This window comes from Leisingera sp. S2M4, assembly GCF_055398055.1.
In genome coordinates, this window is sequence record NZ_AP040861.1 from 1163648 (window position 1) to 1182399 (window position 18752).

At 61.4% G+C, this 18752-nt stretch carries 13 protein-coding genes; 2 read left to right on the forward strand and 11 right to left on the reverse strand.

Translation table 11 applies throughout. The annotated features are described in order from the left end of the window. Nucleotides 1-19: 19 nt before the first annotated feature. From fusA to rpsL, 3 genes are read right to left on the reverse strand one after another with little or no spacing between them, the layout of a single operon-like run. The gene (fusA, locus tag ACZ52D_RS05760) at nucleotides 20-2137 is read right to left on the reverse strand and encodes an elongation factor G (RefSeq protein ID WP_222456127.1); all 2118 of its coding nucleotides are present in this window, start codon (nucleotides 2135-2137) and stop codon (nucleotides 20-22) included. Nucleotides 2138-2155: 18 nt separating this feature from the next. After that, entirely contained in the window at nucleotides 2156-2626 is a 471-nt protein-coding gene (rpsG, locus tag ACZ52D_RS05765; protein ID WP_039134851.1) for a 30S ribosomal protein S7, read from the reverse strand. A gap of 15 nt (nucleotides 2627-2641) precedes the next feature. Beyond that, entirely contained in the window at nucleotides 2642-3013 is a 372-nt protein-coding gene (rpsL, locus tag ACZ52D_RS05770; protein WP_019298617.1) for a 30S ribosomal protein S12, read from the reverse strand. A 362-nt stretch (nucleotides 3014-3375) separates the two neighbouring features. On the opposite strand from rpsL, the gene ACZ52D_RS05775 reads away from it, so the two are divergent. Beyond that, on the forward strand, nucleotides 3376-4182 hold the full coding sequence (locus tag ACZ52D_RS05775; protein ID WP_464442820.1) for a putative rhamnosyl transferase: 807 nt from the start codon (nucleotides 3376-3378) through the stop codon (nucleotides 4180-4182). Here the strand turns inward: ACZ52D_RS05775 and ACZ52D_RS05780 are convergent. From ACZ52D_RS05780 to rplK, 8 genes are all read right to left on the reverse strand, one after another. After that, entirely contained in the window at nucleotides 4179-5054 is an 876-nt protein-coding gene (locus tag ACZ52D_RS05780) for a DMT family transporter (RefSeq protein WP_464442821.1), read from the reverse strand. The genes ACZ52D_RS05775 and ACZ52D_RS05780 overlap by 4 nt on opposite strands. Before the next feature lie 251 nt (nucleotides 5055-5305). Next, nucleotides 5306-9547 (reverse strand): DNA-directed RNA polymerase subunit beta', encoded by a 4242-nt coding sequence (gene rpoC, locus ACZ52D_RS05785; protein ID WP_464442822.1) that lies wholly within the window; start codon nucleotides 9545-9547, stop codon nucleotides 5306-5308. Nucleotides 9548-9600: 53 nt separating this feature from the next. Then, nucleotides 9601-13737, reverse strand: coding sequence for a DNA-directed RNA polymerase subunit beta (gene rpoB / locus ACZ52D_RS05790; protein WP_222456131.1), 4137 nt, complete (start codon nucleotides 13735-13737; stop codon nucleotides 9601-9603). A gap of 247 nt (nucleotides 13738-13984) precedes the next feature. Next, nucleotides 13985-14359, reverse strand: a complete 375-nt coding sequence (rplL, locus tag ACZ52D_RS05795; protein WP_008559766.1) for a 50S ribosomal protein L7/L12 — start codon at nucleotides 14357-14359, stop codon at nucleotides 13985-13987. Between the two features lie 81 nt (nucleotides 14360-14440). Then, nucleotides 14441-14959, reverse strand: coding sequence for a 50S ribosomal protein L10 (gene rplJ, locus ACZ52D_RS05800; RefSeq protein ID WP_369923942.1), 519 nt, complete (start codon nucleotides 14957-14959; stop codon nucleotides 14441-14443). 369 nt (nucleotides 14960-15328) lie between these two features. Further along, the gene (locus tag ACZ52D_RS05805) at nucleotides 15329-16564 is read right to left on the reverse strand and encodes a glycosyltransferase (protein ID WP_464442823.1); all 1236 of its coding nucleotides are present in this window, start codon (nucleotides 16562-16564) and stop codon (nucleotides 15329-15331) included. Between the two features lie 108 nt (nucleotides 16565-16672). Beyond that, nucleotides 16673-17371 (reverse strand): 50S ribosomal protein L1, encoded by a 699-nt coding sequence (gene rplA, locus ACZ52D_RS05810; RefSeq protein WP_222456134.1) that lies wholly within the window; start codon nucleotides 17369-17371, stop codon nucleotides 16673-16675. Between the two features lies 1 nt (nucleotide 17372). Continuing rightward, nucleotides 17373-17798 (reverse strand): 50S ribosomal protein L11, encoded by a 426-nt coding sequence (rplK, locus tag ACZ52D_RS05815; RefSeq protein ID WP_222456135.1) that lies wholly within the window; start codon nucleotides 17796-17798, stop codon nucleotides 17373-17375. Nucleotides 17799-18066: 268 nt separating this feature from the next. Between rplK and ACZ52D_RS05820 the strand changes: the two genes are divergently transcribed. Beyond that, nucleotides 18067-18693, forward strand: coding sequence for a hypothetical protein (locus tag ACZ52D_RS05820; RefSeq protein ID WP_464442824.1), 627 nt, complete (start codon nucleotides 18067-18069; stop codon nucleotides 18691-18693). The last annotated feature ends 59 nt before the right edge of the window (nucleotides 18694-18752 follow it).

Below are 18752 nucleotides of genomic sequence, written 5' to 3' on the forward strand. Positions count from 1 at the left end.
CCCCTCAAAGTCTTGACGCTTATGCGTATTTCGCCTGGATCTCTTCCGAGATGTTCTGCGGCACCGGATCGTAGTGATCGAACTGCATGGTGAACTGGGCGCGGCCCGAGCTCATCGAACGCAGGGTGTTGATGTAGCCGAACATGTTCGCCAGCGGCACGAAGGCGTCGATGGCGATCGCGTTGCCGCGGTTCTCCTGGCCGGACACCTGACCACGACGGGAGGTCAGGTCGCCGATGATGCCACCGGTGTATTCTTCCGGGGTGATCACCTCGACCTTCATCACCGGCTCGAGCAGTTTCGCGCCGGCCTTTTTCAGACCTTCACGCATGCACATGCGGGATGCGATTTCAAAGGCCAGAACCGAGGAGTCCACGTCGTGGAACTTACCGTCGATCAGGGCAACCTTGAAGTCGATGACCGGGAAGCCTGCCAGCGGACCGGAGTCCATGACGGACTGGATGCCCTTTTCGACGCCGGGGATGTATTCCTTCGGCACCGCGCCACCGACGATGCGGGATTCGAAGGAGTAACCTTCGCCCGGCTCGGTCGGCTGGATCTCCAGCTTGACTTCCGCGAACTGACCCGAACCACCCGACTGTTTCTTGTGGGTGTAGGTGTGCTCGATCGGCTTCGAGATGGTCTCACGGTAGGCCACCTGCGGCGCACCGATGTTCGCCTCAACCTTGAACTCGCGCTTCAGGCGGTCCACCAGGATGTCGAGGTGAAGTTCGCCCATGCCCTTCATGATGGTCTGACCGGACTCGAGGTCGGTTTCGACGCGGAAGGACGGGTCTTCGGCGGCCAGACGGGCCAGACCCTGGGACATCTTCTCCTGGTCGGCCTTGGTTTTCGGCTCAACCGCGATCTCGATCACCGGATCCGGGAAGGTCATGGTTTCCAAAACGACCGGGTCGTTGACGGCGCAGAGGGTGTCACCGGTGGTGGTGTCCTTCAGGCCTGCCAGCGCGATGATGTCGCCCGCGAACGCTTCCGTGATTTCCTCACGGTTGTTCGAGTGCATCATCATCATCCGGCCAACGCGCTCTTTCTTGCCCTTGGTCGAGTTCAGCAGGGTGTCGCCCTTGTTCATCACGCCGGAGTAGATCCGGGTGAAGGTCAGGGAGCCGACGAAGGGGTCGTTCATGATCTTGAACGCCAGACCTGCGAAGGGCATGTCGTCGTCCGCACGGCGGGCGATGTTACGCTCTTCGTTCTCGTCACCCGGCTTGAAGCCCATGTAATCGACAACGTCCAGCGGGCTGGGCAGATAGTCGATCACGGCGTTCAGCAGCGGCTGCACACCTTTGTTCTTGAACGCGGAACCACCCAGAACCGGAACGAAGTTCAGCGCCAGGGTGCCCTTGCGCAGCAGTTTGCGCAGGGTCGGCACGTCGGGCTCGTTGCCTTCCAGGTATTCCATCATCGCGTCGTCGTCTTGCTCGACGGCCGCTTCGATCATCTTGCCGCGCCACTCTTCAGCCATGTCCTTCAGGCTGTCGCGGATCGGAGCCTTGACCCAGCTTGCGCCGAGGTCTTCGCCCTGCCACAGCCATTCTTCCATGGTGACCAGGTCGATCAGGCCTTCCAGCTCGTTCTCGGCACCGATCGGGATACCGACCGGAACAGCGCGCGCGCCGGTGCGGTCTTCGATCATGCGAACGCAGTTGAAGAAGTCAGCGCCGATCTTGTCCATCTTGTTGACGAACACCATACGCGGAACCTTGTAGCGGTCAGCCTGACGCCACACGGTTTCGGTTTGGGGTTCAACACCAGCGTTGGCGTCCAGAACACAGACGGCACCGTCGAGAACCGCCAGCGAACGCTCAACTTCGATGGTGAAGTCAACGTGGCCGGGGGTGTCGATGATGTTCAGGCGGTGCTTCGGAGAATCGGCAGTCTTACCGTCTTCGGTGCGTTCCCAGAAAGTGGTGGTCGCAGCCGAGGTGATGGTGATGCCGCGTTCCTGCTCCTGCTCCATCCAGTCCATGGTGGCTGCACCGTCGTGCACCTCACCGATGTTGTGGGATTTGCCGGTGTAGAACAGGATGCGCTCGGAGCAGGTGGTCTTACCTGCGTCGATGTGCGCCATGATACCGAAGTTACGGTATAGTTCGAGCGGATATTCGCGTGCCATAGGTCTAAGCCCCCTAGCTTACCAGCGGTAATGGCTGAAGGCTTTGTTTGCCTCGGCCATTTTGTGGGTGTCTTCGCGCTTCTTGACCGCGGTACCACGGGACTGGACGGCGTCCAGCAGCTCGCCTGCGAGGCGCTCTTCCATGGTGTTCTCGTTGCGGCCGCGCGCGGCGGTGATCAGCCAGCGGATTGCCAGCGCTTCGCGACGCTCGGGACGCACTTCAACCGGCACCTGATAGGTTGCACCACCAACACGGCGGGAGCGGACCTCGACGGAGGGTTTCACGTTGTCCAGCGCTTCGTGGAACACTTCCACGGGCGCGCGCTTGATCTTGGCTTCAACGCGGTCAAACGCGTTGTACACGATACGCTCTGCGACCGATTTCTTGCCATCGATCATCAGGTTGTTCATGAATTTGGTCAGAACGCGGTCACCGAACTTGGCGTCGGGCAGGACTTCGCGTTTTTCTGCGGCGTGACGACGGGACATCTCGCTCTCTCCTTCTTACTTAGGACGCTTCGCGCCGTACTTCGAGCGGCGCTGCTTACGGTCTTTGACGCCCTGGGTATCCAGAACACCGCGCAGGATGTGGTAACGGACACCCGGAAGGTCTTTCACCCGGCCGCCGCGGATCAGGACCACGGAGTGCTCCTGAAGGTTGTGGCTTTCACCAGGGATGTAGGAGATCACTTCGTAACCGTTGGTCAGGCGCACCTTCGCAACTTTCCGCATAGCGGAGTTCGGCTTCTTCGGAGTGGTGGTGTACACGCGGGTGCAGACGCCGCGTTTCTGCGGGCACTGCTCGAGGTGCTGGGACTTCGAAACTTTGCGTTTCGGCTGACGCGGCTTGCGGATCAGCTGTTGGATCGTTGGCATTCAGGTATTCCCCGTTTCGCAACATGTCATGCACGCCGGCGCGTGCGGGTTATTCTGTTGCACTTATGCGTCCACAAGCGCAAAAACCGCAATCGCTCCCATTCCGAGGTGAGACGACGCGGTGTGTTTACAGAGGAACCGGGTGGTAAAAGTGCCCGGTTCTTGAGCCACTGCAATTTTGAATTCGGCTTTCGGAGATACACTCCGGGTGCCGGATAAGCGGGCGTATATGGGGAGTCGCGGATGTTGTCAACAGGTGGCACCGACAACCCATGGTCGCCGACCGCCGGGCGCGGTTGCCAGCCTGTCGCCGCACCGCCATAGTCACTGCCACAGCCTTTGTGAAGATATGGATTTTCAGCATGCAAGTCATCGGATTGTGTCGGTTCTCCTACCCGGCCCTCGGCGGGTTCCAGGTGGTGCATGAAACCATCGAGGAGCGGATCGCCTACCTCTATTCCGATGCCCGCATGGAGGAGCGGTTTCGGCTGTTCGAGGCCGTCACCCTGCCCTGCCTGCGCAAACAGAGCGACCCCGAGTTCGACATGCTGGTGGTGATCGGCGACAGCCTGCCCCGGCACCACCGCGACCGGCTGCACGATCTGACCGCAGACCTGCCGCAGGTGCGGATCCATGCGGAACCGCCGCGTCGGCACAGGGATGTCATGAAGGATCTTCTGAACGGCGCGCGCGAGGACCGGGATCAGCCCTGCCTGCAGTTCCGGCTGGACGATGACGATGCCGTGGCGGCGGAGTTCGTCGAGCGGTTGCGCGAAACCGCCCGTGACTGTGCCACGCTGTTGGAAAAGACGCCGATGGCCGCCATCGATTTCAATCGCGGCTACATCGCCGAGTTCGGAGCAGACGGGATCCGCGCAACCGCGACCGTAACCCCCTATGCGACGGCCGCGCTCGGGATGTATGCGGCCGGAGGCACCCGCCGGACGATCATGAATTTCGCCCACCACCGGATTCACCATCACATGCCGACGCTGACCTTCAGCGATGTGCCGATGTGGGTACGCAGCCACAATGGCTACAACGACTCACGCCAGAGCGGCGCAAAACCCGTCGATGTGGCGCCGTTGACGGCCCAGCAGGAACAGGAGTTCGCGACGATCTTCGGCATCCGGACCGACTCGGTGCGCGCCATCTTCCGCGATGCCTAGGCGGCGCGACGCCGCGCGATCCGTCGATCCCGGTACAGCGTGAACAGCCCCGCGGCGGCAACGATTCCGGCGCCCGTCATCGTCACCGTGTCCGGCCATTCGCCAAACACTGCCCAGCCCAGCAGCAGCGCCCACAACAATCCGGTATACCGCAACGGTGCGATCACGGCGATTTCCCCGACCCGCATCGTCATCACCGAGCACAGGTAGCCGCCGAAGATGAAGAAGGCCGCGGCCATCAGGACCAACAGTTGGTCGCCGCTCACCGGTTGCCAGTCAACCGTGACCGAGCTGCTCGCCCCAAAGGCCAGAACCGAAAGCGACGCGCAGAAGGTCACGGTCATCGACGGCACCTCGGGCGGCATCCGGCGGGTGACCAGATCGCGCGCGGTCACGAAGGCCACCGCGCCAAGGGCAAACAGGGCGCCGTCGCTGAAACCATCCGGCCCCGGTCGCACGATCAGCAGCATACCGCAGAAACCGGCGACGATGGCGGCCATCCTGCGCCAGCCCACCGGTTCGGAGAACAGCAGCGCCGCCCCCAGGGTGACCGACAACGGCAGCACCTGGAGAACCGCGGTGATGTTGGCAATCGGCATCCGCAGCAGCGCCGTCAGAAACAGGTAGGTCGCGCCGACCTCGCACAGGCTGCGCAAGGCAATCATCGTCCACGCCCGTCGCGACAATCGCATCCGCAGACTGCCCAGGTTCCGCGCCAGGAGATAGATCAGGAAGCTCGCCGCCAATCCGCGAATGGTCAGGATCTGCGGCAGCGGCAGGGACGTTCCCACCAGTTTGACCAGCGCATCATTGAACGTGAAGGCCGCCATGCTGACGCACATCAGCAGCGCCCCGGTCTGGTTAGCCGTCATATCGGCGCCCCCGTTGCTGTGGCGTGCCAGCCGACCGCCAGATCGGCGGCGGGCGTCGCCCCCGGTTTGAAAAGATCTGCCAGGTCCAGGCCAGAAAAATTGCGCCGCCCCGGCTTCCGCATCAAAAGCCGCCCCTTGGAATTATGCAAGCGGGAGCCGCGAAAATCAGGACACTGCCGCCCTGCCGGGACAAAGAAAAAGCCCCCGCATGTCACCATGCGGGGGCTTCTTCAATTCATGTCAGGCGCGGATCAATCCCGGCTTTCCGGCGTTTCCACCAGGTTGTCCAGGTCGCTGTCGTCGGCCACGTCGTCCATGACCGGCGCAGCCAGCGCTGCGGCTGCCTCGGCCTCTTCGCGGCGGGTTTCCAGCACCACGTTGTCGCGGCTCTGGGCGATCTGGCGCACGCGCTGGGTCGCACCACCGGTACCGGCCGGGATCAGGCGGCCAACGATGACGTTCTCCTTGAGGCCGACCAGCTTGTCCTTCTTGCCCTGCACCGATGCCTCGGTGAGAACGCGGGTGGTCTCCTGGAAGGAGGCCGCCGAGATGAAGGAGCGGGTCTGCAGCGACGCCTTGGTGATGCCGAGCAGGATCGGTTCGCCCTGAGCCGGACGCTTGCCGCGGGCCAGCGCCTTCTCGTTGGCGGCGTCGAATTCCTGCTTGTCGACATGTTCACCCTTCAGCAGGGTGGTGTCGCCGGAGTCGGAGATCTCCCACTTCTGCAGCATCTGGCGAACGATCACCTCGATGTGCTTGTCGTTGATCTTCACACCCTGCAGTCGATAGACGTCCTGAACCTCGTCGATCATGTAGTTCGCCAGTGCCTCGACACCCATGATGGACAGGATGTCATGCGGCGCCGGGTTGCCGTCCATGATGTAGTCGCCCTTCTGAACGAAGTCACCTTCCTGAACCGGAATGTGCTTGCCCTTGGGCACCATGTATTCGACGGGCTCCAGCGTGTCGTCGACCGGCTCGATCGAGATGCGGCGCTTGTTCTTGTAGTCGCGACCAAAGCGCACGTAACCATCGATTTCGGCGATGATCGCGTGATCCTTCGGACGGCGGGCTTCGAACAGTTCCGCAACCCGCGGCAGACCACCGGTAATGTCCTTGGTCTTGGCGCCTTCACGCGGGATACGCGCGACAACGTCACCTGCCATGATCTGCTGGCCGTCTTCGACCGACAGGATGGCGTCCACGGACATCGGGTAGGTCAGCGGGTTACCGGCGTCGTTGCGCACCGGCTCACCGTTGCTGTCCACCAGGATGATCTCCGGCTTGAGGTCAGAGCCCTTGGGCGCCGCACGCCAGTCGATCACGATCTTCTGGGTCATGCCGGTGGCTTCGTCGGTCTCGTCGCGCACGGCGAGGCCCGAGATCAGGTCGACATATTTCGCGGTACCCGGCTTCTCGGCGATGATCGGCAGGGTATAGGGGTCCCATTCGAACAGCTTGTCGCCACGGCTGACCTGCTGGCCTTCCTTGACGAACAGCTTGGAGCCGTAACCCAGCTTGTGGCTGGCGCGTTCCTCGCCGTGTTCGTCCTGGATGATCAGCTTCATGTTGCGGCCGACAACCAGAACTTCGCCGTTGGCGTTTTCCAGGGTCTGCGGCATCTCGAAGACGATCTTGCCTTCCTGAGAGGCTTCCAGGAACGACTGCTGGCCACCCTGCGCAACACCGCCGATGTGGAAGGTCCGCATCGTCAGCTGGGTGCCAGGTTCACCGATCGACTGCGCCGCGATGATGCCGACGGCCTCGCCGGTGTTCACCTGCGTACCACGCGCCAGGTCACGACCGTAGCACATGGCGCAGACGCCCTCTTCGCTTTCACAGGTCAGCGGCGAGCGGATACGGGTCGACTGAACGCCGGCCTCTTCCACCGCATCCGCCATGCGCTCATCGATGAGCTGGCCTGCGGCAACGATGATCTCGTCGGTGCCGGGACGCTTGATGTCGTCGGCGGCGACACGGCCCAGGATACGCTCACCCAGGGACGCCACGACCTCACCATCGTTCACGGCCGCTTCCGCGGTGATCGCACGCTCGGTGCCACAGTCGTGCTCGCGCACGATGCAGTCCTGCGCCACGTCCACCAGACGACGGGTCAGGTAACCCGAGTTCGCCGTCTTAAGCGCGGTATCCGACAGACCCTTACGGGCACCGTGGGTGGAGTTGAAGTACTCCAGAACGGTCAGGCCTTCTTTAAAGTTCGAGATGATCGGGGTCTCGATGATGTCGCCGTTCGGCTTGGCCATCAGGCCGCGCATACCGCCCAGCTGCTTCATCTGGGTAACCGAGCCACGCGCACCGGAGTGGGCCATCATGTAGACCGAGTTCGGCTCCATCACGGCGCCGTTCTCGTCCCGCTTGTCAGCGGAGATGGTGCCCATCATCGCTTCGGTGACCTTGTCGTTACACTTCGACCAGGCATCGACAACCTTGTTGTACTTTTCGCCCTGAGTGATCAGGCCGTCCATGTACTGCTGTTCGAAGTCCTTCACCTGCTCGCGTGTCTCATCGACCAGCGACCACTTGTTGTCCGGGATCACCATGTCGTCCTTGCCGAAGGAGATGCCGGCCTTGAACGCTTCGCGGAAGCCCATGGTCATGATCTGGTCACAGAAGATGACCGACTCCTTCTGACCGCAGTAGCGGTAGACGGTGTCGATGACCTGCTGGACTTCTTTCTTCCGCAGAAGGCGGTTGACCAGCTCGAAGGGCGCCTTGGCGTTCTTCGGCAGCAGCGCGCCCAGACGGACACGGCCCGGGGTGGTCTCAAAACGCTTGAGAACCTCGTTGCCTTCCTCGTCGATCTGCGGAATCCGCGCGGTGATCTTGGAATGCAGGTGCACTTCACCGGCATTCAGCGCGTGCTCGACTTCCTCGATCGTGCCGAAGATCTTGCCTTCGCCGGGCATGCCTTCGCGTTCCAGGGTCACATAGTAGAGACCCAGAATCATATCCTGCGAGGGAACGATGATCGGCGCGCCGTTTGCGGGCGACAGAACGTTGTTCGTCGACATCATCAGGACGCGCGCTTCCAGCTGGGCCTCGAGGCTCAGCGGGACGTGCACAGCCATCTGGTCACCGTCGAAGTCCGCGTTGAACGCCGAGCAGACCAGCGGGTGCAGCTGGATAGCTTTACCTTCGATCAGCGTGGGTTCGAACGCCTGGATACCCAGACGGTGCAGCGTCGGTGCGCGGTTCAGCATCACCGGGTGTTCGCGGATCACCTCGTCGAGGATATCCCAGACTTCGGGACGCTCTTTCTCGACCAGCTTCTTCGCCTGCTTCACGGTGCTGGACAGGCCCTTGGCCTCCAGACGCGAGTAGATGAAGGGCTTGAACAGCTCCAGCGCCATCTTCTTGGGCAGGCCGCACTGATGCAGCTTCAGCTCGGGACCGGTCACGATGACCGAACGGCCGGAGAAGTCGACGCGCTTACCCAGAAGGTTCTGACGGAAGCGGCCCTGCTTGCCTTTCAGCATGTCGGACAGCGACTTCAGCGGGCGCTTGTTGGCGCCGGTGATGACGCGACCGCGGCGGCCGTTGTCGAACAGCGCGTCCACGGATTCCTGCAGCATCCGCTTTTCGTTGCGGACGATGATGTCCGGCGCGCGCAGCTCGATCAGGCGCTTCAGACGGTTGTTCCGGTTGATGACGCGGCGGTACAGGTCGTTCAGGTCGGAGGTCGCGAAACGGCCACCGTCCAGCGGCACCAGCGGGCGCAGTTCCGGCGGGATGACCGGGATCACGGTCATGATCATCCATTCCGGACGGTTGCCCGACTCGAGGAAGGACTCGACGACCTTCAGACGCTTGATGATCTTCTTGGGCTTCAGTTCGCCGGTCGCTTCGGCCAGTTCAGCGCGCAGCTGCTCGGCTTCCGATTCCAGGTCGATCTGGGCCAGCATGTCACGGATTGCCTCGGCGCCGATGTTGGCGGTGAAGGCGTCCATGCCGTACTGGTCCTGGGCATCCATGTACTCTTCTTCGGTCATCATCTGACCATAGGTCAGGTCGGTCAGGCCCGGCTCGATGACGACGTAGTTTTCAAAGTACAGGACCCGCTCCAGATCGCGCAGGGTCATGTCCAGCATCAGGCCGATGCGGGACGGCAGCGACTTCAGGAACCAGATGTGTGCAACCGGTGCCGCCAGTTCGATGTGGCCCATGCGCTCGCGGCGCACTTTCTGCAGAGTGACCTCGACGCCGCACTTTTCGCAGACGACGCCGCGGTATTTCATCCGCTTATACTTGCCGCACAGGCATTCGTAGTCCTTGATCGGGCCGAAGATCCGGGCGCAGAACAGGCCGTCGCGCTCGGGCTTGAAGGTCCGGTAGTTGATGGTCTCGGGCTTTTTGATTTCGCCATAGGACCAAGACAGGATCCGTTCCGGGCTGGCCAGCGAGACTTTGATTTCGTCAAAGACCTTCGGCGGCGTCAGCGGGTTGAACGGGTTGTTGGTGATTTCCTGGTTCATTTTGATACCTCAAATCTTGCGGAAGGGGGGAGCGGGAGAAGGGCGCGGGGCCCTTACTCCTCAACCTCCGCATCCAGGAGTTCCATATTCAGGCCGAGGCCGCGGACTTCCTTCACGAGAACGTTGAAGCTCTCGGGAACGCCCGCCTCGAAGTTGTCCTCGCCCTTGACGATCGACTCATAGACCTTGGTCCGGCCGGCGACGTCATCCGATTTCACGGTGAGCATCTCCTGCAGGGTGTAGGCGGCGCCATAGGCTTCCAGAGCCCAGACTTCCATCTCACCGAAGCGCTGACCACCGAACTGCGCCTTACCACCCAGCGGCTGCTGGGTAACCAGCGAGTACGGGCCGGTGGAACGCGCGTGGATCTTGTCGTCCACCAGGTGATGCAGTTTCAGCAGGTACTTGATGCCCACGGTGACCGGACGTGCGAACTGCTCACCGGTGCGCCCGTCGAACAGGATCGACTGACCGGACTTGTCAAAGCCCGCCCGCACCAGCGCGTCGTTCACATCGTCTTCCTTGGCGCCGTCGAAGACCGGGGTCGCGATCGGCACACCACGGGTGACGTTGCTTGCCGCTTCCACCAGTTCCTCTTCGGACATGTTGGCGATGCCTTCGTCGTAGACATCGTCGCCGTAGGCGTGATGCATCGCTTCGCGCACCGGGGTCAGGTCGCCGGACCGGCGATATTCCTGCAGCGCCTCGTCCACCTTGATGCCCAGACCGCGTGCGGCCCAGCCCATGTGGGTTTCGAGGATCTGACCAACGTTCATCCGCGACGGCACGCCCAGCGGGTTGAGGCAGAAGTCGACCGGGGTACCGTCGGCGAGGAACGGCATGTCCTCCATTGGCACCACTTTCGAGATCACACCCTTGTTCCCGTGACGACCAGCCATCTTGTCGCCCGGCTGCAGCTTGCGCTTCACCGCGATGAAGACCTTGACCATCTTCATCACGCCCGGCGGCAGGTCGTCGCCACGACGGACCTTCTCGACCTTGTCCTCAAAACGGGCATCCAGGGCGCGCTTCTGCGCCTCGTACTGCTCGTTCAGGGCCTCGACGACCTGAGCGTCCTGTTCGTCTTCCAGCGCCAGCATCCACCACTGACCACGGCTCAGGCTGTCGAGCAGCTCCTCGGTGATCTCGGTACCGGCGCGCACGCCTTTCGGACCCTTCACCGCGATCTTGCCGACCAGCATCGAGCGCAGACGCGCATAGATGTTGCGGTCCAGGATCGCCAGCTCGTCGTCCCGGTCACGGGCCAGACGCTCGACTTCCTCACGCTCGATCTGCAGCGCACGTTCGTCTTTCTCGACGCCGTGGCGGTTGAAGACGCGCACCTCGACCACGGTACCGTAATCGCCCGGCTTCACGCGCAGCGAGGTGTCGCGCACGTCAGATGCTTTTTCGCCGAAGATGGCGCGCAGCAGCTTCTCTTCCGGGGTCATCGGGCTTTCGCCCTTCGGAGTGATCTTGCCGACCAGAATGTCGCCCGGCTCCACATCGGCACCGATGTAGACGATGCCCGCCTCGTCGAGGTTGCGCAGGGCTTCCTCGCCGACGTTGGGGATGTCGCGGGTGATCTCTTCCGGGCCGAGCTTGGTGTCACGGGCGGCGACTTCGAATTCCTCGATGTGGACCGAGGTGAAGACGTCGTCACGCGCGATGCGCTCGGAGATCAGGATGGAGTCTTCGTAGTTGTAGCCGTTCCACGGCATGAACGCGACGACCACGTTCTTGCCCAGAGCCAGTTCGCCCATGTCGGTCGACGGACCGTCGGCGATGACCTCGCCCTTGACGACCTTGTCGCCCACCTTGACCAGAGGCTTCTGGTTGATGGTGGTGTTCTGGTTGGAGCGCTGGAACTTGCGCAGACGGTAGATGTCAACGCCCGCATCACCAAGCTCGAGATCCTCGGTGGCGCGGATCACGATACGCTGCGCGTCGACCTGGTCGATGATGCCCGCACGCTTGGCCTGGATGGCCGCGCCGGAGTCGATCGCAACCTTGCCTTCGATGCCGGTGCCGACCAGCGGCGCCTCGGCCCGCAGCAGCGGAACCGCCTGACGTTGCATGTTCGAGCCCATCAGAGCGCGGTTGGCGTCGTCGTTTTCGAGGAACGGGATCAGCGAGGCCGCAACCGAAACCAGCTGTTTCGGGCTGACGTCGATGAGGTCAACGCTTTCGTTCGGCGCCAGCGTGTAGTCGCCCGACTGGCGGGTCGACACGAGGTCGTTCACGAAACGGTTGTTCTCGTCGAGGTTGGCGTTCGCCTGCGCCACCGTGTGACGCATTTCCTCGGTCGCGGACATGTAGTGCACCTCATCGGTGACCTGCCCGTCCTTCACCACCCGGTAGGGGGTTTCGATGAAGCCGTACTTGTTCACCCGCGCGAAGGTGGCGAGCGAGTTGATCAGACCGATGTTCGGACCTTCCGGCGTTTCAATCGGGCACATCCGGCCATAGTGGGTCGGGTGAACGTCGCGCACCTCGAAGCCTGCGCGTTCGCGGGTCAGACCGCCCGGACCAAGCGCCGAGAGACGGCGTTTGTGGGTCACTTCAGAAAGCGGGTTGGTCTGGTCCATGAACTGCGACAGCTGCGAGGAGCCGAAGAATTCGCGCACCGCGGCCGCAGCCGGTTTCGCGTTGATCAGATCCTGCGGCATCACGGTGTCGATCTCGACGGAGGACATCCGCTCCTTGATCGCACGCTCCATGCGCAGCAGGCCGACGCGGTATTGGTTTTCCATCAGTTCGCCGACGGAGCGGACACGACGGTTGCCCAGGTGGTCGATGTCGTCGACGTCGCCGCGGCCATCACGCAGGTCGACCAGCGCCTTGATACAGGCAACGATGTCTTCCTTGCGCAGGGTGCGTTGGGTGTCCTCGGCATCGAGTGCCAGGCGCATGTTCATCTTCACGCGGCCCACGGCCGACAGGTCGTAGCGCTCGGAATCGAAGAACAGGGTGTCGAACAGCGCGGAGGCTGCTTCAACGGTGGGCGGCTCGCCCGGGCGCATCACGCGGTAGATGTCCATCAGCGCGGTTTCGCGGGACATGTTCTTGTCCTGCGCCATGGTGTTGCGCATGTAGGGACCGACGTTGACGTTGTCGATGTCCAGCACCGGAATGTCGGTGATGCCCGCGTCCAGCAGTTCCTTCAGGGAACCGCCGATCAGTTCGCCGTCCTTGTCGTATTCCAGGGTCAGCTCATCGCCGGCCTCGACATAGATCGCGCCGGTTTCTTCGTTGATGATGTCCTTGGCGACGAATTTGCCGACGATGTGATCGAAGGGAACCAGCAGCTCGGTGATGGAGCCTTCCTCGATCATCTTCTTGACGGCCCGCGGCGTGACTTTCTTGCCCGCTTCGCAGATGATTTCACCGGTTGCCGCATCGACCAGGTCGTAGGTCGGACGGGTGCCGCGCACGCGCTCCGGGAAGAACGGCGTGACCCAACCGCGGGATTTCTCCAGCTTGTAGTGCACGGTATCGTAATAGGCATCCATGATGCCTTCCTGGTCCAGGCCGAGGGCATAGAGCAGGGTTGTCACCGGCAGTTTGCGGCGACGGTCGATACGGGCGTAGACGATGTCCTTGGCGTCAAACTCGAAGTCCAGCCAGGAGCCGCGGTACGGGATGATGCGGCAGGCAAACAGCAGCTTGCCCGAAGAATGGGTCTTGCCCTTGTCGTGGTCGAAGAACACGCCCGGCGAGCGGTGCATCTGGGACACGATCACGCGCTCGGTGCCGTTGACGATGAAGGTGCCGTTCGGGGTCATCAGGGGCATGTCGCCCATGAAGACATCCTGTTCCTTGATGTCCTTGACCGACTTGGCACCGGTGTCCTCGTCAACATCAAATACGATCAGCCGCAGGGTGACCTTCAGCGGCGCCGAATAGGTCATGTCGCGCTGCATGCACTCTTCGACGTCGTATTTCGGCTTCTCGAACGAGTATTTCACGAACTCCAGAACGGAGGTTTCGTTGAAGTCCTTGATCGGGAAAACCGACTGGAAGACCCCCTTGATGCCTTCGCCGTCCAGCGGCTCATCGGCGTCACCGGAGCGCAGGAAAAGGTCGTAGGACGATTTCTGCACCTCGATGAGGTTCGGCATTTCCAGCACTTCGCGGATCTTGCCGTAATATTTGCGTAGACGTTTCTGGCCAAGGAACGATTGAGCCATGTCAGATGTCACCTTTCCGAGTTCTCACCGGTCAAGGATGCCGCCGGGCCCCGGCACCTTGCCCATACGAGACAGCGCGTTCGGATCAATTCATGGCCACCGTCCCGAAGGTAGCCTCCCGATCCCTTGAACCTCGCCTGAAAAAGCACCCTCGCAAGGGCCCTTTCTAAGACAGGTTCGGCTGGGCCCGGAAAACTCCGGACCCAGCCAAAATTCCGATGCACCTGAAATGCACCAGTTGCAGGACTTAGGCCAGCTCGACTTCGGCGCCAGCTGCTTCCAGCTTGCCTTTGATGTCTTCTGCTTCGGCTTTGTCCACGCCTTCTTTGATCTTGCCGCCGGCTTCGACCAGCTCCTTGGCTTCTTTCAGACCCAGGCCGGTGATGCCGCGAACTTCCTTGATCACGTTGATCTTGGAGGCGCCAGCGTTCTTCAGAACGACGTCGAATTCGGTCTTTTCTTCTTCGGCTGCACCGCCAGCGTCGCCGCCAGCTGCCATGACAACCGCGCCGCCTGCTGCGGGCTCGATGCCGTATTCGTCTTTCAGGATGGTTTTCAGTTCTTGTGCTTCCAGCAGGGTCAGACCCACGATGCTTTCTGCGAGTGCTTTCAGATCAGCCATTGTATCAGCTCTTTCCGTTTACAGTATGTGTGTTCCAACGTGCGGGCTTCAGCCCCACGCCAGTCATTCAGTGCCAACCGCTTACGCAGCTTCCGCCTTCTCTTCGATGGTCGAAAGGATGCTTGCGATGTTGCTTGCAGGTGCGCCAATTGCGCCGGCGATGTTGGAAGCAGGTGCGCCGAGCATGCTTGCGATCTGAGCGATAAGCTCGTCACGGGAGGGCATTTTCGACACGGCTTCAACGCCTGCGCGGTCCAGAGCGTTCTCACCCATTGCACCGCCAAGGATCTCAAACTTTTTGTTTTCCTTGGCGAAATCCTCGGCCACCTTGGCGGCGGACACGGGATCTTCGGAGTAGGTCAGAACGGTCATCCCTGTCAGCAGGTCAGACATGCTTTCACACGGCTTACCCTCGAGGGCGATTTTGGCGAGCCTGTTTTTGGCAACACGCACGGAGCTGTTCGCGTCACGAGCACGTGCGCGCAGATCCTGCATCTCGGCAACTGTCAGACCGGCGTAGTGAGCAACCACCACGACGCCAGAGCTTTCGAAGATCTGGCCGAGTTCCTCGACCACTTTCTCTTTCTGGGCTCTATCCACAGTTCTCTCCAAGTTAGGGATGCTCTCGCATCCCGGCTCATGTTTGCCGATTCCGAGGAACCGGCGTTCAGGTCCGTTTTACGGGATCAGCCAAATCCGCCCGAGGGAATGAAAACCCTCGATCTTCATGGTCTTACCCGTCTCAGGAGGGAAATTAAGGCCCGATCGAGAGGCCACCCACCATCTTGGACGAAATGAAATAAAGCGCACGACGAATCGCACGCTTTATCTCAAGGCCGTGGATAGTCCTATTCGAGCGCTTTTCCAAGGGCAAAAACACCCCTGCCCAAAACGGCTCTGGCAGCCTTCCTGCCGCAGCGCGTGGCACCGCGACCTCGAAGCCCACGGTCAGGGCTGGTCATCCCGCACTCAAGCGGCAAGCGCCTGCTTCAGGATCTCGCTCCGGTCCCGGAAGACACTGTCCTGGTCAAACCGCTGCCCGTCCTGGCGCGCTGCCCGTTGAAGGTCCAGCAAGGCCCCACGCGCGTGCGACAGGTCGGAAATTACATCTGCGAGTGCTGCAACGCTGCCGTTTGCAACAAATCGACCGCCGCCAAAGCCTTCCACCAGCTCACGCGCGTACGCGCTGTCATAGCCTACGATCGGCGTGCCGGACATCAACGCCTCGATCAGGCAGCGCGGGCTTTCCGGCGTCTTGTGACAGAAGACAAACAGATGCGCCTGCCGCAGAGCCGCAATCACCGCTTCGCGATCTGCCACGAAACCGGGCATCGCAACGACATCACCGATCCCCGCCTGCTCGGCCGCGCCCCGCATGTCTGCCAACATGGGGCCATCGCCGAGCCAGCGCGCGCGAAAGTCCACGCCCCCAGCTTTCAGCTCCGCCAAGGCCTCGAGCCACTCCAGCGGCCCCTTCATGTCGTCCGCCCGACCCGCATAAACGATCTGCAGCGGCCCCTGCCCGCTCGCGCGCTGCTTGGCCGTGAAGTCCTCCTCCGTGATCTGCAGACTGCGATCCAGCAGAATGTCATGCACGACCTTGGGGTTGCGACAGAACGCGGCGTAGGTGTCAAAGGTGTCCCTGCCATGAAACAGCCCCACGGCGGCGCGGCGAATGACCGCCTTCTCCAGCTGCCACATGGGCCCCGCGGTCAGGCGCTTGCGCAGCCGGGTCTTGAACGACCCGCTGGCCGCTGTCAGCCGCGTCACGGCGCTTTCGACACGATCCGTCCAGGCAGCAAAGGGACGGCCCTTGCCATGCGCCACGAAACTCGCCACCGCGCCCCAGTCGCCAAACAGCCCACCAATGGCAAATGACAGGATGTCGGCCTCATCAATCAACGCCGCGATCCGCGCCCGTGTCGGACCGAGACACCGGGCAAACCGCAACGGGGTATAGGCGCAGGGCAGCGGGTGCAGGACCACGCGATCGATGTTGCCCGCCTCGTAGGGGCTCCACCCCTCTGGCGGCGGCGCATCAATGACCGGCATCATTGCCGCGACGGTGGCGAAATTATCCGCCCACAAACGCAGCCCTACCCGCGCCTGGTCCTCCAGAAACAGCTGTTCGCCCACCCGGTACAGGGGCACAGGCGCATAGATCAGGAGTCTGTTGCTCGCGGGCTGCCTCATATCGACCTTCATGTCGCTAGTCTTCTGGCGCCAAGATAGACCCTGCGCACAGCCCCATGTCCATGAAAAAAGGGCGCCCCAACCGGGACGCCCCTACATAGCAGTCGCGTTATGTCGCGATTACTCGCTGACCGCGTTGTCGACATCAACCGTGACGCCCGGACCCATGGTCGAGGAGAGGTTGATTTTCTTCATGTAGGCACCCTTGGCACCGGTCGGCTTGGCCTTGGCCACGGCCGACACGAAGGCGCGGATGTTTTCGACCAGCTTGGCTTCGTCGAAGGACGCTTTGCCGACGCCTGCGTGCACAACGCCACCTTTTTCCGCCTTGAACTGGACTTCACCGCCCTTGGCTGCTTCCACGGCCGCTTTCACGTCCATGGTCACGGTGCCGACTTTCGGGTTCGGCATCAGGTTGCGCGGGCCCAGGATTTTGCCCAGACGGCCAACGACCGGCATCATGTCCGGGGTCGCGATGCAGCGATCGAACTCGATGGTGCCGCCCTGGATGGTTTCCATCAGGTCTTCGGCGCCGACGATGTCTGCACCGGCTTCCTTGGCTTCGTCAGCCTTGGCACCACGAGCGAAGACAGCAACACGCATCGCCTTGCCGGTGCCGTTCGGCAGACCGACCACGCCGCGGACCATCTGGTCTGCGTGGCGGGTGTCGACGCCCAGGTTCATGGCGATCTCGACGGTCTCGTCGAACTTGGCGTTGGCGTTGGCCTTGATCAGGGCAACAGCTTCTTCCACGGACAGGTTTTCCTTGCCAGCGAAAGCTTCGCGCGCCGCGCGGGTACGTTTACCGAGCTTTGCCATCTTACTTCACCTCGATGCCCATGGAGCGGGCAGAGCCCAGGATGATCTGCATTGCCGCGTCGATGTCGTTGGCGTTCAGATCTTTCATCTTGGCTTCGGCGATTTCTTTCACCTGGGCCACGGTCACGGTGCCGACGGTCTCGCGCGACGGGTTGTTCGCGCCGGATTTAATCTTGGCAGCCTTCTTCAGGTAGTAAGACGCGGGCGGCGTCTTGATGTCCATGGTGAAGGACTTGTCCTGATAGTAGGTGATCACGGTCGGGCACGGCGCGCCGGGCTCCATGTCTGCGGTCTTGGCGTTGAACGCCTTGCAGAATTCCATGATGTTGATGCCGCGCTGACCCAGAGCGGGGCCAACCGGCGGAGAGGGGTTTGCCTGACCTGCAGGAACCTGCAGCTTCATCGAACCAACAAGCTTCTTAGCCATTTGGTTTTCCTTTCAACGAGGACAAGACGCGTCCTGCCCGGTGTGTGTTGCGTGGTCGGACGTCAGGGTCGCGACCCGTCCATCTCCCACGAGAGAATCTCGCCCGAAGACGATAGGGGCGGCATGTATAGGGGAATGGTGGGGTTGGCAAGGGGGGGCTTCCACAAAGGCCGGTTAGGACTTTTTCCTATTCCCCGTCCTATGCCACGGGCCTTCGGCCCCATATAAACCCGATCAATTACGGGACGGCTGTTGGGAAGAAAAAACCATGAGTGACGACGAAACGAACGACGACCTAGGGCGCTGGGTTCGGATTGTGAATAAGGGGCACGGTTACGCCGGGGTATTCAATTATGAAAACAGTGACGACAAGCAGATCGTGGAGATCAGCACCATTGAAGAGTGGCGCAAGTCAGTTCTTGCCGAGTTTGGTATAGAAATGGCAACGCCACGCGCCAATCCGCAGGATCCCCCTGATTTCTTTGTTTCAATCGCGGATCGGGAGCTCAAGGTTGAACTGGTGCAATTGGTTGATCAGGACCTCAAAAAAAGAGCCACCAAAGGTGAAACGCCGTTTGCAGGTCAGCTGTTCCGGGATGCGCGATGGTCGAAAGAAAAATTTCTTGAGAAGTTGAAAGAGGTTATCGACAAGAAGGGAAGAAAGTACAGCGCGAGAGGGTTGGAGGTCGATGTGCTACTCATTCACACGGCAGAGCCTTGGCTGACTTCTATCGCAGCTCGCCGATGGCTTACAGCCGAAGCCATAGAGGCCCATCCCAGTATCCGCTCGGCCTTCCTTCTTTTCGAGTATGAGCCTGGAAACGCAAAGCACTGGCCCATAATAGCCGTTTATGGAGACCCATTTCAGGGAATTAGTGGCGATGTTTCCCGCTAAGGCGCCTCCAAAGCACCAAAGAAAACGCCGCGGTGCATCTGCAACGCGGCGCCATGAAT